Genomic DNA, 24,169 nt, shown 5'->3' with positions numbered 1-24,169 from the left:
TTATTACATTCATAAAGCATTTTTTGTAATCAATGTAAAAACATGGCTTGCTTTTTTTTACAAATTTTTCTCAATCAAATACATAATATTATTAATTGTCGAAAAATTTGAGCAAATGGTATTTGCAATTTTATTTTACTTTTTCTAATATCTTGCACAGTAATTTGTAAATATTTCCAGTTGATTTTATGCTTACATGCTCGTTTGGAGAGTGAGCATCACATGCGTCAGGGCCCATGGAAATGGCATCAAGACCTGGTATTTTGCCAATGAGAAGTCCGCATTCAAGTCCTGCATGTATTGCACTTACAACAGGTTCTTTTCCAAACATTTCTTCATATGTTTCTACACATATATCTCTTATTTTCGATTGTTTTGCATATTCCCATCCAGGGTACATGGCACCTGTTTCGCATTCCACAGACAGCGCTTCTCCAAGCTGCTTCATTGCAGGGATAAATCCATGTGTGAGCAGTGTTTCCACTGAACTTCTTGCATGGCAGTGAAGATACACGTAATCTTCTTTTGTAGTAACCACCCCAAGATTGTTGGAGCTTATTACAAGATCTATTGCAGTACTTCTTGACAAAACGCCTGTTGGAATAAGATTTATGGCTGAAACTATTTTATTAAAGATATTTTTTTCAAGAGGATATGATTCTATACCCATGTCTTCCAATACTAATTCAACTGATGGATCAGTAAAGGCATATTCGTTCTTAAGAATTTTATTCCACAATTCTATTATATTTTTTACCTGATCAATATATTCTATATTTATGATTGCATATGATTCTCTTGGTATGACATTTGTTTTTGATCCGCCTTCTATGCTTACAAGTTCCACATAATCAAACAAATCACGAAGTACTCTTGCCAATACTTTGTTGGCATTACCTCTTTCCTTATCAGCGTCAACCCCTGAATGTCCACCTAAAAGACCCTTTACCATTAGTTTGTAAGCCTTGTTTTTTACATTGTGATGCGATACAGGTATTTTAAACACAACTTCGCATCCACCAGCACAGCCTGCAGTGAAAACTCCTTCCTCTTCACTGTCAAGATTTAATAGATACTTGCTTTTAAACAATGTGCCATCAACATTATGGGCACCTGTCATACCTTTTTCTTCATCGGTTGTTATGAGCACTTCCAGTGCAGGATGTTTTAATTCTTCTGATTCAAGAACAGCAAGACACATGGCTACAGCAATTCCGTTGTCAGCTCCCAGTGTTGTTTCTGTGGCGTAAATGTGATCGTCAATAATTCTAAGTTTCAACGGATCCTTTTCAAAATCATGGATAACGTTTTCATTTTTTTCACAAACCATGTCCATATGACCCTGAAGCATTACTGCCGGTGAATTTTCATAACCTTTTGTTGCTGGCTTTTTTATTATAATGTTCAGATTTTTGTCCTGAATTACTTCCCACCCCTTACCTTTAGCCAAGTTAAAAAGATAGTCGGATACTTGTTTTTCATTTCCTGAACCCCTGGGAATCATTGATATTTCTTCAAAATAATAAAACACTCTTTCAGGTTCAAGACCTTCTAAAACTCTTTCCATAAATACCTCCAATTTTTTTTATTTCATTGAATTATTAAAGTTGGAAATATTGGAACTCCAATATTTCCTTCCTCTAATTCTTAATTCTTAACTCTTAATTATTTTCTTTATTCCACTTTTCCCACTCTGTTGAACGGGAAGAATCTGAACAATACTTTTCCTATTATCTTGCTTTCATCAATATATGGATTTTCCCAGTACCTTGCATCATAGGAAATAGGTCTGTTATCACCCAGGAAGAAGTAAGAATTTTCCGGCACTTTGAAAGTTTTAGCTTCACCTTCCCATTTAACTGCATATGGCTCATCAATTTTCTCATTGTTTACATAGACTTCGCTGTTTGAAGTTACTTCAACTGTGTCTCCCGGAAGGCCTATAAGTCTTTTAACAAGTCTCTTGTTGTCAAGTTCTTCTGATTTGAAAACAAGAATATCTCCCCGTACAGCATCTTTAACATCAAACAGTTCATTAACATAAAGCCTGTCACCGGGTATTATGGTATCTTCCATAGAACCGGTGGGCACTGTAACCAATATGAATATGAATTTATTCAGAAATAACACAATAACCAGAGCAATTGCAATCGGCACAACCCACTCTTTAATAAAATACTTCATTTTTATTTTTACCTTTCTTAATACTATATTACTGCTGCAAATTGAAATTAATTTTATATTTTTCCGACTAAATATTTTCGATTTATGCGAAGAAATATGTACTGAAGCTTACTTTAATGCAATAATTCCGTAAATTCAAGCCGAAAGAATATCTTTTCATTCAACGTTTTTACTGAAGTATGTCATTAAAAATTCTTAAAAAGTTACCGCCTATTACAAGTTTAGCATCTTCTGTTGACATTCCTCTTTTCAACAGCTCTTCTGTAAGCAGAACAGCATCCTTGTGAGAATTGAGGCTGTCACTGTTGTGAGGTTCAAATTTGAACTTCAGTTCGCTGTCATAATAGCTGTTGCACAGGTCAAATCCATAACCCACGTGTCTTGGTCCAACAAGGTCAACCATGTATTCTATGTGGTCAGCAAGCTTTTTAATAGGATCTTCGCCTTCCTTTACTCCTGCAATATTTTTATATGCATTAATCCCTATTACACCGTTTCTTTCAGCAATAACTTTAATTTGTTCATCTGTCAGATTGCGCATTCTCCCGTGAATACTTCTTGCACATGAATGAGAAGCTATAAAGGGCTTGTTTGTAAATTTAACAACATCCCAAAATCCTTCATCATTTAAGTGGCTCACGTCAATCAGCATGTTCATTTCTTCCATTTTACGAACAACCTCAACGCCAAACTTTGTGAGTCCTCCCTTTTGTCCTTCTTCCACAGGGTTGAAGCTGCAGCCGTCAGCAACAAAATTTCTTCTGCTCCACACAAGGCCTGCCGCCCTCAATCCAAGTTCATAAAAAACTCTTAACAATCCAATATCTTTTCCAATTGGTTCTAATCCTTCGAATGATAACATAATTCCTATTTTGTTTTCTTTGATTGCTCTTTGAAGGTCATTTTTGTTCTTGATTAAAAATACTTCATCCTTGCATGATTCAACATCTTCCATAATTGCACTTATTTGTCCCAGAGCAGTCTTGAGTCCTAACTCTGGTAAAAACATATCATCTATGTACAAAGATGAAACAATTACATTAAATCCGCCCTTTTTAAAATTATCAAGGTATCTATTTTTAATTACTTCTTTTTCTCCGGCTAAATATCTGTTGTATATTTCCCCCGCCAGGTCCAGGTGGGTATCAACAACTACATTGTTTTCATGCAAATTCAACGCTGTTTTATAAAAATCCATTTCCCTCTCCTTTTACCAGTATTAATTCCATTATAAATAGTTTAAAAATATTTTACAAGCTAATTTTCATAACAGTCAAAACTCTATGGGTTCTGACTCATTGTAAGATGCTTCAAAGTCAGCCTTCCGGCTTCCGTTATAAGCGTGCCGCTTCTTCCTTTGTAGATTTCAGCCATGGAAAACTTTTCAAGATTTATGAGAATAGTCCTTATTTCCTGCTCGCTTATGAATACTCCTTTTTTCTTTGCCGTTTCTGATATGCTTCTTCTTCCAAGCCTCTTGTTGCTTAAATATCCCTTTTCCAGCTCATCCAGAACAAAAATGTACTTTCTTATGTTGTTTCCTGCTGTCTCTAAAAACTCAACCATTATATCCTGCAAGGGCCCTTCATCTTCGTTTCTGAAATAGTCGTGCATATCAAAGGGAAGGTCCTTTAAATCTATGGTGTCCAATTCAAGATTCACAAGATATTCAATGCAGTTTCTAAGCTCTCTTACATTTCCGCTCCAGTCATATTCTATAAGCATTTCTTTTGCAGCATCAGTAAAGGAGAAATTGCTTTTAAACCGTTTAATTATGTATTCGGCAAGAAACAATATGTCTTCTTTACGATCCCTAAGAGGCGGAATTTTAAGAGGCAAAACATTTAATCTGTAAAACAAATCCTGCCTGAAATCACCTTTAGACACAAGTTTTTTTATATCCTTGTTTGTGGCTGCAATTATTCTTATGTCAACATCAATGAGTCTGTCTCCGCCAATCCTTACAATTTGCCTTTCCTGCAGCGCCCTTAATAGCTTCACTTGAAGATTCATTGGCATTTCAGTTATTTCGTCAAGAAACAATGTTCCCTTGTGAGCAAGCTCAAACAGTCCGGGCTTTCCTCCTTTTCTTGCTCCTGTAAAAGCGCCTTCCTCATATCCGAACAATTCGCTTTCAAGAAGATTTTCAGGAAATGCTCCGCAGTTAACCGCAACAAACTGATACTTTTTTCTTTTTGAATTGTTGTGGATGGCCTGAGAAAAAAGTTCTTTGCCTGTTCCTGTTTCTCCTGTAACAAGTATTGATGAATCTGATTTAGACATTCTTTTTGCAATACTTTTGCATTCATTGATCAAATTGCTTTTTCCTATGATATCGTCAAAATTGTACTTGGCATTGTGACCGTGGCCTATGAGCTGACGTCTTAATATGTGTTCCTGTTTTTCCATATCCACATATTTTCTTATGATTGCAACAGCTCCGTAAAGCTTTCCTGAATGCCTGATTGGGTTTACCGTGGCAACAACATCATATCCGTTTATTTTCACCAGCTTTTCTTCTTCAGACTTCATGGTTTTAAGCACATGTTCAAATGGGATTTGTTCAAATAATTTTATTCCGTCCTCGTTTATAACCTGTTCGTCCTCAAGTCCGATTATTTTCTTGGCATTTTCATTGTACAAAAATACATTTCCGTCAAATCCGATTCCTATTACACCTGCATCAATGAACTGAAGGAGTATTTCTAGCTGGCTTTCTCTGCTGTTTGTCAGTCCAAGAATTTTTAAAAGTCCCACATTTGATGGCTCTATTTCCTCATATGTTCTTATGATGTCCTGCTTGTCAAGCAAAGGAAACAAATCAAACCTGTCTCCCAAATCAAGTATGGAGTTTATATCAAGAAGACTGTTGCCTATGTTGACAATATTTTTCACGTCTTTAGGAACAAATGCAGTCTGCCCAAGAATTATTGCAGTCTTGTCATGCATATTGTTCCTGTCGATGTTCCAGTAGGACTGAAGCTTAATATGCCTTACTCCTAACTGATACAACACAGTTATTATCTGTTCAGCCATTTCAGGACTTTCATCAATAAGAACAACCTCGGTGCCCGGCTCAATATTTCTAATAAGGTCCATTCCGGATTTAGAAATTGTTCTTGCTGCAAAAATAAGCCCGGCTTCCTTGCTTATGTTGTTTTTTATTTTTTCGAACATGTCAAAAGAAGGCACGAGTACAACATCTGCCTCTATGGTATTTTTCATGTCCAAATCGTCAATGCATATTTTATTAACAATTATGTTGTCTTGAAACAAGCTGATTATTTGTTCGTAATAGGAGTTAACGGATTCCACGCTGTAACTTACTATTGCCAATGTCTTCTTCATAAATTCTCCATATTCAACTGAAAAAAATTAGGCATAGGCCTAATTTTATCAATTTTTAATTATCATTATTTCTTTAGAAGCCTTATTTAAAACTTCATTGCCATTTTCTGTAACAGCAACTATGTTTTCAATGCGCATACCAAATTTTCCTGCCATATAAATGCCGGGCTCAATACTGAACACCATGCCTTTTTCAAGTTGTCTTTCATTGCTCTTCTTTATGTCCGGAGCTTCATGAACGGAATATCCTATACCATGTCCAAGCCTTGTGAAGAAATAATCTCCATAGCCTGAATTTTGTATTATTTCTCTTGCAGCTCTGTCAACATCAGGAATGTATGCTCCATTGACAGCAGCCTTTTCACCTGCTTCCTGAGATGCTCTGACTATTTCGTAAACTTGTCTTTCTTCTTCTGTAATGTCTCCCACAAACACGGTCCTTGACATGTCTGCGCACATGTCTTTGTACTTGCAGCCCCAATCAAGAACAATAACGTCTTTTTCCTGAATAACTCTCTGGTCGCTGTTGTAGTGAGGATATGAGGAGTTAGGTCCAGAGCACACCATTGTGAATCCTTCCTCAGCACCCTTTTCCTTGAAAATTTCATTCATTTTTCTTGCAATGTCAGCTTCCTTGATGCCGGGCTTTATGAATTTCAAAAGCTCTATGTAAGATTCATCCGTTATTCTTGCTGCAGTTCTTAAGTTTTCCAGTTCTTCCTCATCTTTAATCATTCTCATTTCTTCAAGAAGAGGCTTTCCGTTTACAAACTTAACGTCAACTGCTTCCATTATCTGAAGAATAAGGAACGCTCTTTCAGTTGAGTTCACTCCGATGGTTTTTCCAATGAGGTTATTTTCCTCAAATGCTTTTTTTACAGTGTCTGTAAACAAATCTCCATCAAACCACCCGTATACTTTTATATCGGGACCTAGTACAGCTTGAACTTCGTCAACTGTTAGCAAGTTGCATATGTAAAAATATGTTCCGTCGTTTTTGATTACCAATGCCTGAAACCTTTCACACAAATGTGTGTTGTGCCCCATTATAAATTCCATTTCTTCTGAAGGAGCAATAAGTATGGCATCCATATTTTTTTTATTGAGTATTTCCACAAGTTTATCCAGGTATTTTTTTCTCATCATGCATCCCCTTTTTATTTTTCCATAATAATATTATAGTATTACATTGCTTAAAAAGCAACAAGGTACGCTATCTTATTAAATTTTTTGTTAAACTACAGATGGTTCCAGAAGAAGTTTGCCTGTTTTGAAGCGGTTCAAATTAAGCATGCTCACGTCGATAGTAGGTTTTTCTCCAAGTATCATTTCAGACATTACAATTCCGGTTATTGGCCCAAACATGAATCCGTGTCCGCTAAACCCTACAGCAATGTAAAACCCTTCAACTTCCTCTGACTTGTCATAAATAGGCTGCTTGTCAGGAGTCATGTTGTAAAGTCCTGCCCACTGCCTGATAACTCTTAGTTTTGAAATAGGAGGAAGAACCATGTCAATTGTCTTGGCCATTTCTTCTATGAAATGCCAGCTGGATGTTATTCTCAAATCTCTTGGCTCATTGGCGTCTCCTCTTCCCATTATGAATGAACCTTCCGGAGACTGCTGAACATATAAATTAAGACCGAATGCCATTACCATTGGTCCCTGCATGGGCTCCACAGGTTCTGTAACCAGTATCTGATGCCTTTCAGAATAAACAGGAATATCAAGATTGACCATGTTGCAGAGATTCTTTGAATAGGCATTTGCTGCATTGACAACTATGTTTGTCCCTATGAATCCCTTGTTTGTTTCAACTCCTGTAACTCTTCCTTTTTCAACCCTTATACCCGTTGCTTCAGTAAATGTGTTGAATTCAACACCAAGTCTTTTGGCTGCTTTGTAAAAGGCATCTGTAGTGTGGAATGGGTTTAGGAAGCCGTCTTTTTCGCAAAACGCAGCTCCTTTTAAAATACTTGTGTTAAGATAGGGAACAATTTCTCTTGCTTCCTCCAGTGAAAGCATTTTTGAAGGAATGCCGCATGCATGCTGTACTTCAATATTTTTTTTGAACTGCTCTATTTCTTTGTCAGTATCTGCTATAAGAAGGTATCCGCTTTGCTTGAAATCAACATCTCTGTCGTATTCAAGTATTTCATTGGCATGCTCGTAAAACTCTATGCTTTGTTTTGCGATTTTGCAGTTCATTTCTGTTCCCCACTGCATTCTCACCCCTGCACCGCACCTGCCTGTGGAGCCGCTGCATATATAGTTCTTTTCAATAACAACTATGTTTTTGACTCCTTTTTTTGCCAGATTGTAAGCAGTTGAGCAGCCTGATATTCCTCCGCCTATAATTACAACATCAGCAATGTTTTTCATCTTCTTCCCTCCTCTGCAATGAGTCCTAGTTTGACTCCCACAACAGGAGGTCTGTTTGTCTGAAATTTAACGTCTTTAATATTTTGTCCTGTGGCATTGGCAATTTCCCTCATGACAAGCTGACCGCATGTCTTTCCCTGACACGGTCCCATGCCTATGCGCGTTATTCTTTTTATTTCATCAAATGTAACGTAGCCTTCACTTATGAGTTCTCTTACTTCCTTAAGGGTTACATCCGAGCATCTGCAGATAATTGTATTATCATCCATTACTTTGCCTCCGTCCTGATATTTCTTATTTTATACATTATGCTTCTGTCTGCTTCGATTGTTACAACGGGAGTCCTGTCAAAAGATTTTGGATTTTGAACCTGTAAAACCTTGACGTCGGCTATGATTTTGCCTTCTCTGTCAAGTCCCTTAACAGTTTCTCCTGCTGAAGGAAGAGGCAAAAATTCATAAGGAAGTTTCACCTGTACTGTAGTGTCAGATTTTGAACCATCTACAACCATTATGGCAAGACCCGGACATTTGCTCAGGCATATGGCGCATCCTGTGCAATTATCTTCATTTAAAACAGGAATGTTGTTTATGTCTTCGCCTATAGTTATTGCACTGAACCTGCATGCTGTTTCACAGGGATTGCATGGTATTTCCTTGTAGCATTCAACTACGGCCACAGGGCCTTTATTTATTCTTTCAATGGGAGGAAATTTCTCCCTTATCATTTCTTCGCTTGGAATTCCGGTTTTCTCAAACATATTGTTCTCCTTTTATTACTATTTGTTCTATACCTGACAAAATATGCTTTCCAACAGGTCCTGAGCGCAGACTTTCTAGCTGCTTAATATAGTCATTTTTTCTCTCTTCAAAATCATCTGTCATATGGCCTATTTTTGCTGCAGCACAAAGCCCTGCAAGATATCCTTCAACCATTGCTGCACTTGCTTCTTCAACGCCGGTTGTGTCTCCTGCTGCAAACACATTTTCTATTGTTGTTTCATAGTTTTCATTTCTTAAAGGAACCATTCCGCTTAACTGAGGAACATACTTCATCTGGCATCCCCTCATGGACAGCAGTTCATTAAGTGGTGTTAATCCAACAGAAATACACATTACATCAACATCAAATTCTATTTCAGTTCCTTCAATTTGATTAAATTTATCATCAACCCGGCACACGATTGCCTTTTCCAGAAATTTTTTGCCTATTGCACTCTTAACAGTGTGTGATGTTAATATGGGAACTCCCATTCTTCTGATTTTTGATGCATGAACAAGATATCCTCCTATTCTCGGCGCAGCATCAAGTATTGCAGCTACTTCAACTCCGGCCTGCATGAGCTGGTAGCTCACAATAAGACCTATGTTTCCCGCTCCCACCATGAGAACTTTGTTGCCTGGCTTAACACCGTACACATTCATGAGAGTCTGCACTGCACCGGCTCCGTAAATTCCTGGAAGGTCGTTGTTTGGAAATGCAAGAGCCTTTTCAAAAGCACCGGTTGCAACAACAACTGCATCTGGTTTAATTTTAAAATAATTGTCTTCTTTGTGCAACGCTGTTACAACACCGTCTTCAAACATCCCCACAATTGTGGTGTCTGTCATAATTTCCACATTTTCCTTGTACTTGTTCAGTTCATTTAGCAAAATTCCGGTTATGTCAATTCCTCTTGTTGAAGCATATTGTTTTTCCGAGCCGAAAAACATATGAGTTTGCTTAACCAGCTGCCCTCCGAGATTTTTGTTTCTTTCAGCCACAAGAACATTGGCTCCGCATGATGCTGCACTGATTGCAGCACACAGACCTGCCGGTCCTCCGCCTATTATCAATAATTCAGCTTGTTTCATATTATCACACCCTTGCCTTCCTGAGTTTCTACAACCATTCCTTCCTCAAGATCTGTCACGCATGTTTTTACATTTGCTTTTCCGTTGACAGTCATAAAACATGAGGAGCAGTTTCCTATGGCACAGTAAAAGCCTCTTGGTCTGTGCAAAAACAAACTTCTTCCAAGAACTCTAACACCTGCTGCGTGAAGTGCTGCAGCTATTGTCTCTCCTTCAAATCCTTCAACTTCCTCGCCGTTGAATGTAAACTTCAATTTCTTTCCCTTTTGAAATTGGAGAATAGGATGCTGTTCAATTCTCATATTTATATCTCCCACATATTATTTTATAATTCCTGTAATACTGCAAGCAATTTGCGTGCCATTATGGAAAATATTTTCTTAATGTAATTTTCAATGAATTATTATGTGAAGTTTAATAAGAATTTGTCCAAATACTGACACTACGTCAAATATCTGACACATAGATATGATTATAACTCTATGCGTGCTGATTACTGGGTGTATGCTATTTGTTTAATTGAAAATTTCCAGATTATATTACGTTTGTTAATTTCTTATACGACATATAAGTGCAAATGACTTGCAAATTCTCTATTTTGTGTTATAATACCTTTTTACAAGGTATAATATTTAATACAATATTTACATATTGTATAGGAGGAAGTTATGAAAATAATTATCGTCGGCAGCGGTAAAGTAGGCTACACTTTAGCACAACAACTATCCACAGAAGATCATGATATAACGCTTGTGGACAGCGATGCAGACGTTCTCTCACACGCTGATGACACTCTTGATGTCATGTGTATAAAGGGAAACGGAGCAAGTGTCGAAATTTTAAAAGAAGCAAATGTTGCAGAAGCTGATTTGTTAATTGCAGTTACTGACGGCGATGAACTAAATATGGTATGCTGTGTCATAGGAAAAAAGCTGGGTGCTAAGCACACTGTTGCCCGCATCAGAAACACAGATTACTCCAATGAATATAAAATGCTTAAGCAAGAACTGGAACTTGATATGGTAATAAATCCTGAAATGGATGCAGCCGATGAAATAGCACGAATGCTGCAGTTTACTCTGGCAACAAACGTCGAGACTTTCGCCAACAATATGCTGGAAATGGTAGAATTCCGCGTTTTAGAATCAGATAGGCTAATAGACACAAGACTGATGGATTTAACAAAGAAATTGCCTGCAAAGGTTCTTTTTTGTGCTGTAAAAAGAAACGGTGAAATAATAATACCAAAAGGAACTTTTGTTTTCAATACTGACGATTTGGTTTATGTAATGGGCGAAAGGTCTGACATATCAAACTTCTTCAAATACATGGGAAGAAGTTCTCACAAGGCAAAAAACGTAACAATAATAGGCGGAAGCAGAATTGCCATATATCTCACTTGGATTTTAAATGAAATCGGCATGAATGTAAAAATTATAGAGCTTGATAAAAACCGCTGTATTTTATTGAACGAAATATTGTCAAACACATTGATTATATGCGGAGACGGAACTGATCAGGAAGTTCTTGACAACGAAAACATCCAGACAGCCGATGCTTTTGTTGCTTTAACAGACAGGGACGAGGAAAATTTAATAAGCTCACTGTACGCTCATCAATGCGGCGTAAACAAGGTTGTTTTAAAAATTAACCGTCAGAATTATTTCCCAATTGTAAAAAAACTTGGTCTTGACAGCATTGTCAGCCCAAAATTCACTACGGCAAACAACATTTTAAGATATGTGCGTGCCTTGGACAACTCTCAGGGCAGTGCAGTTGAAAAACTTTACAAAATACTTGACGATGAAGCTGAGGTTGCAGAATTTACAGCAAGCAGTTCTGCAAATCTTTTAAATATAAAGCTGAAGGATTTAAAACTTAAAAAAGACGTCCTCATATCAGCCATTGTGCGAAATAAAAAAATTATTATTCCATATGGAAATGATTATATCAAAGAAGGAGATAAGGTTATAGTCGTAACTAAGACAGGCTTTATTTCAGACCTTAGCGAGATACTCGAAGACTAGTCGGAGGCAATAAATGAATATAAAAGTTGTACTTAAAATATTAGGTACAGTATTGTTCTGGGAATCATTACTTATGTTTCCTTCACTTATAATTTCAATAATTGATAACACATATGAAATAAAAGCATTCATATTCTCAATTGTATTAATAGGAGTTATCGGTTTAATATTAAAAAATACAAACACAAACGATTCTCAACTGAGAAAACGTGAGGGTTATGCTTCTGTTGCAATTTGTTGGCTTGCAATGTCCTTACTTGGAGCACTTCCTTTTTATTTAAGCGGAGCAATACCAAGCTATGTTGATGCGGTGTTTGAAACTGCATCCGGATTTACAACAACAGGATCAAGCATTGTGACTGACATTGAAAGTTTCCCCAGAGGTTTACTTTTCTGGAGAAGCTTCACTCACTGGATCGGAGGAATGGGTGTTCTTGTTTTTACTATGGCTTTAGTTCCTTCAATGGGAGCACGTTCTGTTTTTTTAGCCAGAGCTGAAAGTCCTGGGCCGTCATTTGGAAAACTGGTTCCAAAGATTTCTGAAACAGCAAAGATTCTTTACGTCATTTATGGAGCCATGACATTGATTCTAATAGTGTTTTTAATAATTGCAGGTATGCCTGTATTTGACTCTTTGATTCATGCTTTTGGTACTGCAGGCACAGGCGGATTTTCATCAAAGGCACTGAGCGTGGGTTATTATAACAATCCTTGGATAGAATGGATAATTGCAGTATTCATGTTCTTGTTCGGAGCAAACTTCGCTCTTTACTTTCTTATAATAAAAGGTGAGTGGAAAAATGCCCTCAAGAATGAAGAGTTCAGATTTTACGGAATAACAGTACTTGCTGCAGCCATATTGATTTGCATCAACATATTGCCTCTTTACAACTATTCCGTTATAGAAGCATTGAGACATTCTGCATTTCAGGTTTCTACAGTTGTTACAACCACAGGATATGCTACTGCAGATTTCAATCTCTGGCCTATGTTTTCAAAGTCAATTCTCCTGATGCTCATGTTCTTCGGCGCATGTGCAGGTTCAACAGGAGGAGGTGTGAAATTCATCAGAATTCTTGTGCTCATTAAATCTGTTGCTTATGAAATTAGGCATACTGTCCATCCAAATTCAGTCCAGACAGTTAAAATTGACGGCAAATCTCTGGACAATGACAATTTGAAAAGCATAATGATATTTTTTTTCTCGTATGTTGCAGTCATGATTTCAGCAATAATCATTGTTTCTCTGGACAATTTTGATTTCACTACAACTTTTTCTGCAGTGCTAGCAACAATAAGCAACATCGGTCCAGGTCTTGAAGTAGTAGGGCCTATGGGAAATTTTTCGGAGTTTTCTGATCTTAGTAAAATTACAATGACAGCGTGTATGATAATTGGAAGACTTGAAGTTCTGCCTGTTATCACACTGTTCTCTCCGTCAATATGGAAAAAGCACTGATGATAAAAAATTAACTTCATTGACAAATAATTTCTTTGATGTTAGACTCATTATAATTGAATACAGTTTTATGTTCTGCCATATCGGCAGCTAAGAGGGAAGCAGGTTAAAATCCTGCGCGGTCCCGCCGCTGTACGCATTTAGTTGTTTTCATAGCCACTGTTAAGGGAAGGAGAAAGCAATGCCATGTGCAAGCCAGAAGACCTGCATAAAATATTCACTCCAACGGAAGATTGGACAAGTGATAAATAGCAGTAAATTCGGACTGTGGTAATTTATTACCATAGTTTTTTTATGTAACAGGCATATGAAATATTAAAAATATTGTTAGCTGTATCATGGTTTCAGGTTATTAACAATTATTAATTTATGCCGAAGTATATCATGTAGAAAGCATTAATTTACAGCAACATTTTATAGGAGGAATAATATGAATGTAATAAAAAGAGACGGAAGGCTTATAGAATTTGACAAGAGCAAAATTACCGATGCAATTCTAAAAGCAATGAATCACACTATGGCAGGACAGGATATATATCTTGCAAAGGAAATCGCACAGGATATTGCAGACAACACCACCGAAACAACTTCCGTTGAACAAATACAGGATTTGGTTGAAAAAAAACTCATGTCCAGCAAAAGGCAAGACGCTGCAAAAGAATATATAATTTACAGAAACAAAAGAAATATTGCAAGAGGCAGAAGACAATATGACATTTACATGGACATTGTAAACACTGTTCCAAACGACATAACAAGAGAAAATGCAAACATGAATGCAGACACTCCTGCCGGAATGATGATGAAGTTTGCCAGCGAATCTTCAAAACCATTTGTCGACGACTGTCTTCTTTCAGAAAAGTCAAAATATTTTGTAGACAATAACTACATACATGTTCATGACAAGGATTATTATCCAACAAAATCTCTCACATGTCTGCAGCACCCACTTGATTACATTCTTCAAAATGGTTTCAGGGCTGGACATGGCTCAAGCAGACCGGCAAAGAGAATAGAAACTGCTTCCATAATAGGCTGCATTTCCATGGAACAAATACAAAATGAAATGCACGGCGGACAATCTATTCCTGCATTTGACTTTTACCTTGCTCCATATGTAAGACTCACGTACAAGGAAGAGGTTAAAAAAATCGAAGAGCTTCTGGATACGGACTTAAAGGAACTTTATGATGCTGAAATAGAAGATTATATAGAAACTCCCCTTTCAAATCTCACAGGGAATCAAAGATACAAACAACAGGCAATAAATGCATGTGTGAAGCGTATTCATCAGTCCATGGAAGCTTTCATACACAACATGAACACAATTCATTCACGTGGGGGCAACCAGGTTGTGTTCAGTTCCATCAATTACGGAACAGACACAAGTGCAGAAGGAAGATGCATTATAAGAGAAGTGTTGAAGTCCACGTACCAGGGCGTTGGAAATGGAGAAACACCAATATTCCCAATTCACATATGGAAAAAGAAAACAGGTGTAAATTATCTCCCCTCCGACAGAAATTACGATTTATACAAATATGCATGCAAGGTTACAGCAAAAAGATTTTTCCCTAACTTTTTAAATCTTGATGCTTCATTCAACATACATGAAGGCTGGGACATAAATGATCCAAGAAGATTTGAAAAAGAAGTTGCTACAATGGGCTGCAGAACAAGAGTTTTTGAAAACAGACATGGAGAAAAAACTTCCATTGGAAGAGGTAATCTGTCATTCACAACAATAAACCTGGTGAAGCTTGCTCTTGAATGCCACGAAATTGAAGATACAAGTGAAAAGAAAAAAGAATTTTTCAAATCTCTTCAAAAATGTATAGATGCTGCTGCAGACCAGCTTTATGACAGGTATGTATTCCAGTGTACTGCTGTTAAAAAGCAGTTTCCAATGCTAATGTCCGGCATGTGGGTTGGAAGCAATAATCTTAAATCCGATGAGAGCATTGAAAGTGTTCTGAAGCACGGTACGTTGGGAATTGGTTTCATAGGACTTGCTGAGGCATTGATTTCATTAACAGGACATCATCACGGCGAAGACGAAAAATCTCAGGAGCTGGGAATTGAAATTATCAGGTTCATGAACTCCAAAATCAAGGAAAAATCAGATTATTACGACCTTAATTACAGTCTTCTTGCAACTCCTGCAGAAGGTTTAAGCGGAAGATTCATAAAAAAGGACAGAAAACAGTTTGGTTCAATACCATCAATAACAGACAAGGAATATTATACAAACAGTTCACACGTTCCTGTATGGTACAAGTGTTCAATTGAGCACAAAGCAAGAATTGAAGCTCCTTACCATGAATATGAAAAGGGCGGCCACATATTTTATGTGGAACTTGACGGAGATGCAACCCACAATCCTGCATCAGTAATGCAGACAGTTGATTTGATGGACAAGTACAACATAGGCTACGGCTCCGTAAATCATACAAGAAACCGATGCATGGACTGCGGGTATGAAGATGCCTCAGAAAATCTTACAGAGTGTCCTGAGTGCAAAGGAACAAGCATAGACACCATACAGCGTATAACAGGATACCTGGTTGGAGGTACCGACAGCTGGAATGCAGCTAAAAAGGCAGAACTGAAAGACAGGGTGAAACACAGTTGCTAGAAAATTCAATTTATGTTGCCGGCATTACAGAAAACACAATAGTGGACGGTGAAGGATTCAGAACAAGTCTTTATGTAAGCGGCTGCGACATTAGGTGTCCTGACTGCCACAACAAAAATTACTGGGACATACAATCAGGCCAGGAAATGAGCATAGATGAAGTCTATAATAAAATAACGCCTTATTTTACAGACATAACATTTATAGGCGGAGAACCAATGCTTCAGGCAACAGCTCTTTCTATGCTTGCCGAAAAAATCAAATCCTGCACTAATAAAAATATATGGATTTATTCCGGCCACACATACGAAGAAATAATTTGTAATGAAATGTATATGAACCTTCTGAAATTTTGTGATGTATTAGTAGATGGTCCCTTTGACATAAATTATTTTCAAAACAACTTAAGGTTTAAGGGTTCCTCAAATCAAAGAATTATAGATTTAAAAAAATCTTTTGAAGCGAACAACATTATATTGTGGCAGGATAGTTTCGATTTGTTCTAAAAAATACGCCCTTTGGCGTATTTTTTATTTTCTAATGAAAATTAGTTTCCATGGACTGAGATTTATTTTCATAGGCTATTAAGACACAGCCCAGTTCAGATTCAATCTTTTTTAATTTTTCTTCTTGTTCTGATGATAAATTTGCTAATTTCTGGTTCATATTTCAACCTCCTTTTTTATAGTATTATAAATTTTTATAATTTCATACTTTGTAAAGGAGCATTGTTAATCAATTTTTTTATTTTTAAGAAATTGTGTTTCTAGGTATTAGGAAAAGGCAGTTGTTAACTTTGTCATCATATATGTCAGCATCTATTTTGAAAATGTCATTTAAAAGACATGTGTTCACCACATCTTCAGGACGACCCATACAACAAACCCTCCCATTGTTCATAACAAGAATTTTATCGGAATATCTGGCTGCCTGGTTTAAATCATGAAGAACCATAATTACAGTAAGCCCCAGAGACTGGTTTAATTCCTTCACAAGCTCAAGAACTTCAAGTTGGTAGGATATATCAAGAAATGTTGTAGGTTCGTCAAGAATTAAAATTTTTGACTTCTGGGCCAATGTCATGGCTATCCACGCCCTTTGCCTCTCTCCTCCTGAAAGTGAAACAGCATATCTTTTTCTGAGATCCTTCATTCCGGTTTTTTCCAATGCCCAGTCCACAATTTCCTTGTCTTCCCTGCAGAGTTTTTTTCCGAATTTCAGATGAGGATATCTTCCGTAAGAAACAAGCTCTTCTACTGAAACATCACTGGATACATTTTTAACCTGAGGGAGAACCGCAAGCTTTTGTGCTATTGTCCTTGTGTTCATTTCATCTATGTCCATGCCGCCGATATAAATGTTACCGCATGTTGGTTTAAGACATCTGCTTGCAGCCTTTATCAATGTGGTTTTCCCCGAGCCGTTTGGTCCAATAATGGTTAAAATTTCGCCTTTATTTACCATAAAGCTTATATTTTTAAGGACTTCCTTTTCACCATAACTTACATTAAGCTTATCAACTTCTAAATTCATATTAATATTCTGCCTTTCTTCTCAGCAAATACAAAAAAAATGGTGCTCCAAGTGCAGACATGATGATTCCCACGGGTATCTCAACAGGAGCAAACATTGTTCTTGCCAGCGTGTCACATATGACAACCACAAAGGAACCGGTAAAAATTGTTGCCGGCATCAGGTATCTGTAATCAGATCCTATGAAAAGTCTGGTCATGTGAGGAACTATGAGTCCCACGAACCCAAGCAGTCCCACAACACTGACCGCTGCACCTGCTAAGAGAGAAGATATTATTATAAAAAAGAAACGTGTTCTTTCAACATTAATCCCAAGTCCTGTTGCAACCTCGTCTCCAAGCATCAATATGTTGAGCTTGTTTTGTATTAATAAAACCATTATTACTCCTGCAAAAGCATAAGGTAGGATTGTAAAAACATCATTCCAGTTTGTGGCTGAAAGGCCTCCAACCATGAACCCTATTATGCCTGACACCTTATCAGGATAAAAAGTCATTATTGCGTTGTTTCCTGCTCCAAGAAGAGAAGAAACCGCAACTCCTGCAAGTATGATCCTGTTAGGGCCCGATCCATCTTTCCATGCCAGAAAATAAATAAACATGGTAGCAAGTAAAGCTCCTGCAAATGCACCCAGTGGTGCAAGAAAATAAAACTCCGGAAAAAGTATGAGTACAACCAATGTCATGAGCCCTGCCCCTGATGACACTCCTATGATATTTGGAGAAGCCAGGGGATTTCTCATAACACCCTGCAAAATCGAACCGGAGAGCGCTAGACATGTTCCTGTCAGAGATGCTGCTATTGTTCTTGGCAGTCTGACATTCCATATTATTTGAGAGTTTACTGTATCTTGTCTAAATAATAGTGAACTCAATATTTCGCCTGATTGTATTTTAACAGCTCCGTTTCCAATGCTTATTAAAAAACCTGCTGCAGAAAGAAAGATGAAAATCAACAATATAGATTTCTTCTTAATTTTTTCAATCTTCATGTTTTTGCTGTCCATAGCTCTCCTCATGTTGTCTTCTATTTGCTAAATACTTCCGGGTATAAAATTTTTGCCAGATTTTCATAAGCTTCATCATAATTGTTGTTTGGCTTGTACATGTATAAATTCTTTGGCAGTATGTGGTAATTACCTTCCTTAACAGCTGTAAGAGATGCCCATGCAGGATTGTCCTCAGCATCACTTTTTAATCTTTCTTTGACTTTTTCAATGTCTGTTCCCATGGTCAACACAAATATGAAATCCGGATCTTCCTCCAGGATTTTCTCCATGCTGAATGTTTTTGAATCGGATGTTTCCATTTCCGTATCAGAAATATTCACTGTGTTCAAGTCCTTGAGCATTTCACCAACCATTGAGTTTGAATCCCTCACCGACAAGCTTTTTGCAGAAGCAAACAATATAAGAACGCTGTAATTTTTATCTGCAGGGGCTTTTGCAATTATTTCATCAATGTTGTTTTTAACTTCTTCTGCCTGAGTTTCATAGAGGTCTTCTCTGTCTGTTACGGCTGTAAAAAGCTTCACTGTTTCATAATAATCATTTTTATAGTCGTTATCCAGTGCAATTACAGGAATATTGTTTTGCTTTAATGTTGAAACCATTTCTTTTTGTACCTTGTAAGCTGTAGTCATAATAACAAGGTCCGGTTTAAGTGAAATTATTTTTTCAAGGCTGGGGTCGCTGGCAGTTCCTACGGATTCAGCAGACTTTGCATTTTCCACAGGCTTTTCTTCTGACTCCTCCACTCTTCCTATAACTGTTCCTCCGCAGCTGTCCCATATGTCAAGATATGAATTGTACAGGCACACAACTCTTTGAGGTTTCTTTTCAATTGTTACTCTTTCCCCGGTTGCATCTGTAAATGTTACATCATTCTGCCCCACTGTAACATCGTACTTTAAAACAATTTCTTCTGAATCCTTTTTTGTTTCTTCATTTTTAACTTCTGTGTTTTGCGCTGAAGCATTATTTGATTCTGGCACAGCCACCTTTTCATTTTTGCTGCATCCAGCCATAGCTAAAACTAATGCTGCGGACAAGATTAATGATAATAATTTTGTTTTTTTCATTTTTTCCTCCATTTACAATAGCGGGGGCTGCAGCGGGTTTTCACCGCTTTCCTAACACCTGTAATCACTATTGTTTTATAATTTATAACCTCTTCTTGTGATAATTTTATTGTTTTTTATGTATGTGGAACTGTTTCCAACAATTACAATGCTTAACATGTCAATATCGTCATAATCAATTGTGCCCAGAGTGCATACAACTGACTTTTGGTTTTCTCTTTCGGCATTTTTTACAATTCCTACAGGAGTTGAAATATGCTTGTATTTTTTTATTATTTCAAAGGCATTCTTAAGGTAATCAGGGCGGCCGTTGCTTCTTGGATTGTAGATACACATTACAAAATCACCCTGTGCAGCCAGCTCAACTCTTTTATAAATTAAATCAAGTGGAGTTAAAAGGTCGCTTAAACTTATGTGGCAGTAATCATGCATAAGGGGAGCTCCCAGAACTGCTGCTGCAGCAGTTGAAGCTGTCACGCCGCTTATTATTTTAACATCTTCATGTTCAGCAAGCTCAAGCACTAGTCCCGCCATGCCGTAGACGCCTGCATCACCGGAACTTATGACTGCAACCGTCTTTCCTGTCTTTGCTATTTCAACGGCTTTTTTTACCCTTTCAATTTCCTGCTTCATTCCGTTTGATACTACTTCCTTGTCCTTGATGATGTCTTTTATTAAATCAATATATGTTTTGTATCCCACTACTACATCTGAATTTTCAATTGCATACATTGCTTCGTATGTCATTGTTCTGGTGCTTCCAGGTCCTATTCCCACAGCGTATATCATTTAAATCTCCCATTTTTTGTTAATCAATATTGTTGTAAAATATGAAACATCTTCTTTTTTCAAATCTTTGATGCTCTTATAAACCCTTTCGCCTTCCTTTGATGAATTGCTCACAGCTAATGAACAGTGTTCAAGCTTTTCATTTAAAATCAAGTCAATTACTGCATCAAAATTTCTGTAGACTTTCATGAGAACAATCGAGCTTTCATTTTTGATGTAGCATTTAAGCTTTTCTGTATCCATTGTGGCAGGCAGCACTATTAAAGGGTCATCTCCCTCAACCAGAGGAAAATTATTTTTGGATGCAATGTCCAGAAATGAAGTTATACCTGGTATTGTTGTTATATTTATTTTTTGTTTAAGAATTCTCAGTAAGTAAATGTATGTGCTGTAAACCATGGGGTCTCCTATTGTTACAAAACCTACGTTTTTTCCTTCAATTACATCCTGTTCAATTTCATCGGCAGTTGTCTGCCATGATTTTTGTAAATTTTCCGAGTTATAATTCATTGGAAAGTGCCTGCTTTTTACAACAGTGCCGCTGTTTATTAAGCCTTTTATTATTTCATGGGCTATACTTGCTGATTCATCCTTTTTTGCAGCAGGCACATATAAAACATCAAGAATATTAAGGATGTCAGCAGCTTTTTTTGTAACAGCATCCATGCTGCCAACTCCCACACCAATGCCGTAAAACATTCCTTTTTCCATTAATTTTCCTCCACATTGTACAAGAGGGCGTTTATTATGGCTGCAGCAACATTGCTGCCTCCTTTTCTTCCCTTTGCAACTATGTAGGGAATATTAGCACTCATTATGAGTTCCTTTGCTTCAACCACATTCACAAATCCCACAGGAACACCAATAACCAGTTCAGGATTTATTTTTCCTTCTGATATGAGCTCATAAAGCTTTATGAGTGCAGTAGGTGCATTGCCTATGGCAAATATGAGTGGTCCTTGTATTTTTGAAGCCCTCTCCATTGATACTGTTGCCCTTGTTTCTCCGCGCTCGCTTGCTTCCTTTGCAACATCTTCATCTGCCATGAAGCATTTTATGTCAACTCCATACTTAGCTGCTGCCTTTTTATTTATTCCAGAATAGGCCATGTTTGTGTCTGTTATTATTGTTGCTCCACTTTTTAATGCAGCTTTTGCATTTTTAACGACATTATCTGAAAAAATTAAGTTGTCCACATAATCAAAATCAGCAGTTGTATGTATGACACGTTTTATTATGGGTTCTTTTTCGCTTTCAAGCTTAAAATCACCAAGTTCATTCTGAATTATTTCAAAACTTCGCTTTTCAATATTTTGAGGTTCTACAAATTTTATGTTGTTCATCATAGCTCCAATCAGTAATTAAAATCTACATTGTATTCATCCATGCAGGCAGCCACAGTGACAGAATTTTTTATTGTTTTATTTATAATCAATTTATTGCAGTTACTTCCCATGGAAGCCGACCTTTCACAAACGCTGTCAACTCCTGTAATTTTTTTTACAAAGTTTGATTCAGTATAGCTGCCTTCCAGTGTGTTGAGCTGGTCTTTTGAATATGTGTAAAACGGAACATTTAAAAATTCCGCCGCTTTAACTATTCCGTCTTCATGTTTTTTAATGTCAATGGAATTTATTGACTTAATCCCAAGGCATGAAATGTTATTTTCCTTGAGAACTTCTTTTATTGATTTAAGTATTGTATGAAAATCTGTTCCTTTTCTGCACCCTACACCCACAGAAACTATCCTTGGTACTAAGTTCAATGTGTTTGTGTATGGTTTTTTGTTTTCATCAAGGCTTATACAAATTCCCGTTTCGTAATTTTGTTTATTGTATGGGTCAATTTCTTCAGGAACAACTCCAATTACAGGAAAATCACTTGTAAGTCCTGCTGTCTTGTTTTCAAGGATTTCGGCTGCAAATAATTTTGCAGTTTTCATGTTTAAAATACTCAAATTTTTGTCGTGGGCCCATTCATCCACAGCAATTTTTCCGTTTATGTCAGTAGCAGTTGTTATAATTGCTTGTCCTCCTGTAATTGCAGCAATTTTTTTAGAAAGTCTGTTAGCTCCCCCCATGTGACCGCTGAGCAGAGAAATTACATTTTTACCTTTTTCATCTGTGCATATTACAGCCGGGTCTTTGATTTTACTTTTTACAAAAGGAGCAATGGCTCTTACAGCTATTCCTGCAGCACATACAAACAAAACAGCATCCCTTGTTTCAAACGACTGTCTTACAGACTTATGCAGGTTGCCGATAGAATTCAACTCTTCCTTTATCATGGAATACTTTTCAGGTACAAACACATCTATTTCATCCAATGTTAATCCATGCTTTATTTTATCGCACAACAAGACACCATTCCTGGAAAATGCGTAAACATCTATTTTCATTTAATTCCCACTATTTTATAAATTTTTTCCATATCCAGAGATTTTCTCACACAATCTGCTAAAATGTCATACTGCATTTCCTTGTATGTCTTCATATCAAGTTGTTTTTTGTTTGTCAATCCTATTCCTTTTCTTTCAGCAAGAATTTGAACAATTGTATCTGCAACGTCCATGCTGTCAAATATGCCGTGGATGTAGCTTCCTGCAACATTGTTGAAAATGCAGCCGTCCTGCTTGCCCCCTGCTGTTAAAAGAGATTTTCCTTCCCTGACAATTGTATCTCCCATGTGTATTTCATATCCGGTAACTTCAATGCCTGACAGGGGGCTGAAAATTCCTTCTGCTTCATTTATAATTCCTGTAGTCTGCACTGTTGTTTTTTCACTGTAAAATGTTGTATCCATTTTTAAAAGTCCAATTCCCCGGATGCTGCCTCCCCCTTCAACATTATCAGGGTCATTGATTGTTTCACCAAGCATCTGATAACCGCCGCACACACCAAACACAGGATTTCCTTCACCGGCAAAACGGATTATTCTTGCTTCAAGGCCTGACTGCCTGAGCCATTTCAAATCATCAATGGTGTTTTTTGTGCCGGGTATAATTATCATGTCCGGATTTCCCAGCTCTCTTGTACTTGACACATATCTTAATGACACTGCTTCATTCATGGAAAACACATTAAAATCAGTGAAATTTGAAAGCCGTGGAAGTTTTATTACAGCTATGTCAATTAACTTTTGTTCAAATGTATTTGTAAGGCGCTCTGAAAGGCTGTCCTCATCGTCGATGTCAACCTTTATGTACGGAACAACTCCAAGCACTTCTACTTTTGTTATGTCTTCAAGCATTTTTAGTCCCGGAGTCAACAAGTCCACATCACCTCTGAACTTGTTTATTACAAATCCTTTGACTCTTTCTTTTTCTTCATCATCAAACAAGAGCATTGTTCCGGAAAGTGATGCAAATACTCCGCCTCTGTCAATGTCTCCCACTATAATTACAGGAGAGTCGGCAATTTTGGCCATGCCCATGTTCACAATGTCCTGCTGTTTGAGATTTATTTCAGCAGGGCTCCCTGCACCTTCTATGACTATGATGTCATATTCCTCTGACAATGAATTGAATGCCTTTGTTATGTGAGGAATCATGTCTTCCTTGTATGTGTAGTACTCCCCTGCTGTCATATCCCTGAAAACTCTGCCATTTAACACAACCTGCGAGCCCTTGTCTCCCGTTGGTTTAAGTAGAATTGGATTCATTCTCACATCAGGTTCTATGCCGCAAGCTTCTGCCTGCATTACCTGAGCTCTTCCCATTTCAAATCCGTCACGGGTTATGTATGAGTTAAGAGCCATGTTCTGAGACTTAAAAGGTGCAGTCTTGAAACCATCCTGTTTGAATATTCTGCAAAGGGCAGCTGTTATGAGGCTTTTGCCTGCATTAGAAGTTGTACCCTGAACCATTATTACTTTAGCCATA

Annotated in this window: 23 protein-coding genes and 1 riboswitch; of the genes, 4 read left to right on the top strand and 19 right to left on the bottom strand. The window is 37.3% G+C overall.

The window, feature by feature from the left end:
* Positions 1-130: 130 nt before the first annotated feature.
* The 10 genes from LY60_RS10055 to LY60_RS10010 all read right to left on the bottom strand — a co-directional run bounded on the left by LY60_RS10055 (position 131) and on the right by LY60_RS10010 (position 10,069).
* Positions 131-1,567, bottom strand: coding sequence for an aminoacyl-histidine dipeptidase (locus LY60_RS10055; protein WP_145083024.1), 1,437 nt, complete (start codon positions 1,565-1,567; stop codon positions 131-133).
* Positions 1,568-1,674: 107 nt separating this feature from the next.
* Positions 1,675-2,184, bottom strand: coding sequence for a signal peptidase I (lepB, locus tag LY60_RS10050; RefSeq protein ID WP_145083023.1), 510 nt, complete (start codon positions 2,182-2,184; stop codon positions 1,675-1,677).
* A 169-nt stretch (positions 2,185-2,353) separates the two neighbouring features.
* Positions 2,354-3,382: a dipeptidase gene (locus tag LY60_RS10045; protein WP_246145416.1), complete on the bottom strand. Its 1,029-nt coding sequence runs from the start codon at positions 3,380-3,382 to the stop codon at positions 2,354-2,356.
* A gap of 83 nt (positions 3,383-3,465) precedes the next feature.
* Entirely contained in the window at positions 3,466-5,532 is a 2,067-nt protein-coding gene (locus tag LY60_RS10040) for a sigma-54 interaction domain-containing protein (protein ID WP_145083021.1), read from the bottom strand.
* Between the two features lie 48 nt (positions 5,533-5,580).
* Positions 5,581-6,675, bottom strand: a complete 1,095-nt coding sequence (locus LY60_RS10035) for a M24 family metallopeptidase (RefSeq protein ID WP_212633476.1) — start codon at positions 6,673-6,675, stop codon at positions 5,581-5,583.
* A 90-nt stretch (positions 6,676-6,765) separates the two neighbouring features.
* Positions 6,766-7,914 (bottom strand): NAD(P)/FAD-dependent oxidoreductase, encoded by a 1,149-nt coding sequence (locus LY60_RS10030; protein WP_145083017.1) that lies wholly within the window; start codon positions 7,912-7,914, stop codon positions 6,766-6,768.
* Complete coding sequence (locus tag LY60_RS10025) at positions 7,911-8,183, bottom strand: (2Fe-2S)-binding protein (RefSeq protein WP_145083015.1); 273 nt, start codon at positions 8,181-8,183, stop codon at positions 7,911-7,913. Before LY60_RS10025 ends, LY60_RS10030 begins: the two co-directional genes overlap by 4 nt.
* The gene (locus tag LY60_RS10020) at positions 8,183-8,674 is read right to left on the bottom strand and encodes a 4Fe-4S dicluster domain-containing protein (RefSeq protein ID WP_145083013.1); all 492 of its coding nucleotides are present in this window, start codon (positions 8,672-8,674) and stop codon (positions 8,183-8,185) included. Before LY60_RS10020 ends, LY60_RS10025 begins: the two co-directional genes overlap by 1 nt.
* Positions 8,667-9,767, bottom strand: coding sequence for an NAD(P)/FAD-dependent oxidoreductase (locus LY60_RS10015; protein ID WP_145083011.1), 1,101 nt, complete (start codon positions 9,765-9,767; stop codon positions 8,667-8,669). The genes LY60_RS10020 and LY60_RS10015 overlap by 8 nt, the downstream gene beginning before the upstream one ends.
* Positions 9,764-10,069, bottom strand: a complete 306-nt coding sequence (locus tag LY60_RS10010) for a (2Fe-2S)-binding protein (RefSeq protein WP_145083009.1) — start codon at positions 10,067-10,069, stop codon at positions 9,764-9,766. Before LY60_RS10010 ends, LY60_RS10015 begins: the two co-directional genes overlap by 4 nt.
* 366 nt (positions 10,070-10,435) lie before the next feature.
* Between LY60_RS10010 and trkA the strand changes: the two genes are divergently transcribed.
* From trkA to nrdG, 4 genes are all read left to right on the top strand, one after another.
* Positions 10,436-11,794: a Trk system potassium transporter TrkA gene (gene trkA, locus LY60_RS10005; RefSeq protein ID WP_145083007.1), complete on the top strand. Its 1,359-nt coding sequence runs from the start codon at positions 10,436-10,438 to the stop codon at positions 11,792-11,794.
* Positions 11,795-11,807: 13 nt separating this feature from the next.
* Complete coding sequence (locus LY60_RS10000) at positions 11,808-13,253, top strand: TrkH family potassium uptake protein (RefSeq protein ID WP_145083006.1); 1,446 nt, start codon at positions 11,808-11,810, stop codon at positions 13,251-13,253.
* A gap of 53 nt (positions 13,254-13,306) precedes the next feature.
* Positions 13,307-13,479, top strand: a riboswitch (cobalamin riboswitch).
* 204 nt (positions 13,480-13,683) lie between these two features.
* Positions 13,684-15,888 carry an anaerobic ribonucleoside triphosphate reductase gene (locus tag LY60_RS09995; protein ID WP_145083004.1) on the top strand — a complete coding sequence of 735 codons (2,205 nt, stop codon included), beginning with the start codon at positions 13,684-13,686 and terminating at the stop codon, positions 15,886-15,888.
* Positions 15,882-16,394, top strand: a complete 513-nt coding sequence (nrdG, locus tag LY60_RS09990) for an anaerobic ribonucleoside-triphosphate reductase activating protein (protein ID WP_246145415.1) — start codon at positions 15,882-15,884, stop codon at positions 16,392-16,394. Before LY60_RS09995 ends, nrdG begins: the two co-directional genes overlap by 7 nt.
* A 31-nt stretch (positions 16,395-16,425) precedes the next feature.
* On the opposite strand, the gene LY60_RS18330 is transcribed toward nrdG, so the two are convergent.
* From LY60_RS18330 to LY60_RS09950, 9 genes are all read right to left on the bottom strand, one after another.
* A complete protein-coding gene (locus LY60_RS18330) occupies positions 16,426-16,554 on the bottom strand; it encodes a hypothetical protein (protein WP_281291837.1) in 129 nt (42 codons plus the stop codon).
* Between the two features lie 84 nt (positions 16,555-16,638).
* A complete protein-coding gene (locus LY60_RS09985; protein WP_145083002.1) occupies positions 16,639-17,421 on the bottom strand; it encodes an ABC transporter ATP-binding protein in 783 nt (260 codons plus the stop codon).
* Between the two features lies 1 nt (position 17,422).
* Positions 17,423-18,427 carry a FecCD family ABC transporter permease gene (locus LY60_RS09980; protein ID WP_145083000.1) on the bottom strand — a complete coding sequence of 335 codons (1,005 nt, stop codon included), beginning with the start codon at positions 18,425-18,427 and terminating at the stop codon, positions 17,423-17,425.
* 20 nt (positions 18,428-18,447) lie between these two features.
* Entirely contained in the window at positions 18,448-19,500 is a 1,053-nt protein-coding gene (locus LY60_RS09975) for an ABC transporter substrate-binding protein (RefSeq protein WP_170226170.1), read from the bottom strand.
* Positions 19,501-19,575: 75 nt separating this feature from the next.
* Complete coding sequence (gene cobJ, locus LY60_RS09970; RefSeq protein ID WP_145082996.1) at positions 19,576-20,289, bottom strand: precorrin-3B C(17)-methyltransferase; 714 nt, start codon at positions 20,287-20,289, stop codon at positions 19,576-19,578.
* Positions 20,290-21,000, bottom strand: coding sequence for a precorrin-2 C(20)-methyltransferase (cobI, locus tag LY60_RS09965; RefSeq protein WP_246145414.1), 711 nt, complete (start codon positions 20,998-21,000; stop codon positions 20,290-20,292).
* Complete coding sequence (locus LY60_RS09960) at positions 21,000-21,635, bottom strand: precorrin-8X methylmutase (RefSeq protein ID WP_145082994.1); 636 nt, start codon at positions 21,633-21,635, stop codon at positions 21,000-21,002. Before LY60_RS09960 ends, cobI begins: the two co-directional genes overlap by 1 nt.
* Before the next feature lie 8 nt (positions 21,636-21,643).
* Entirely contained in the window at positions 21,644-22,687 is a 1,044-nt protein-coding gene (locus LY60_RS09955; RefSeq protein WP_145082992.1) for a cobalt-precorrin 5A hydrolase, read from the bottom strand.
* Complete coding sequence (locus LY60_RS09950; protein WP_145083490.1) at positions 22,684-24,168, bottom strand: cobyric acid synthase; 1,485 nt, start codon at positions 24,166-24,168, stop codon at positions 22,684-22,686. Before LY60_RS09950 ends, LY60_RS09955 begins: the two co-directional genes overlap by 4 nt.
* Between the last annotated feature and the right edge of the window lies 1 nt (position 24,169).

Origin of the sequence: Sedimentibacter saalensis, assembly GCF_007830175.1 — a bacterium.
Lineage (GTDB): Bacteria > Bacillota > Clostridia > Tissierellales > Sedimentibacteraceae > Sedimentibacter > Sedimentibacter saalensis.
Note: the sequence above shows the minus strand (reverse complement) of the source record. Positions and strands in the feature narration are given on the sequence as shown.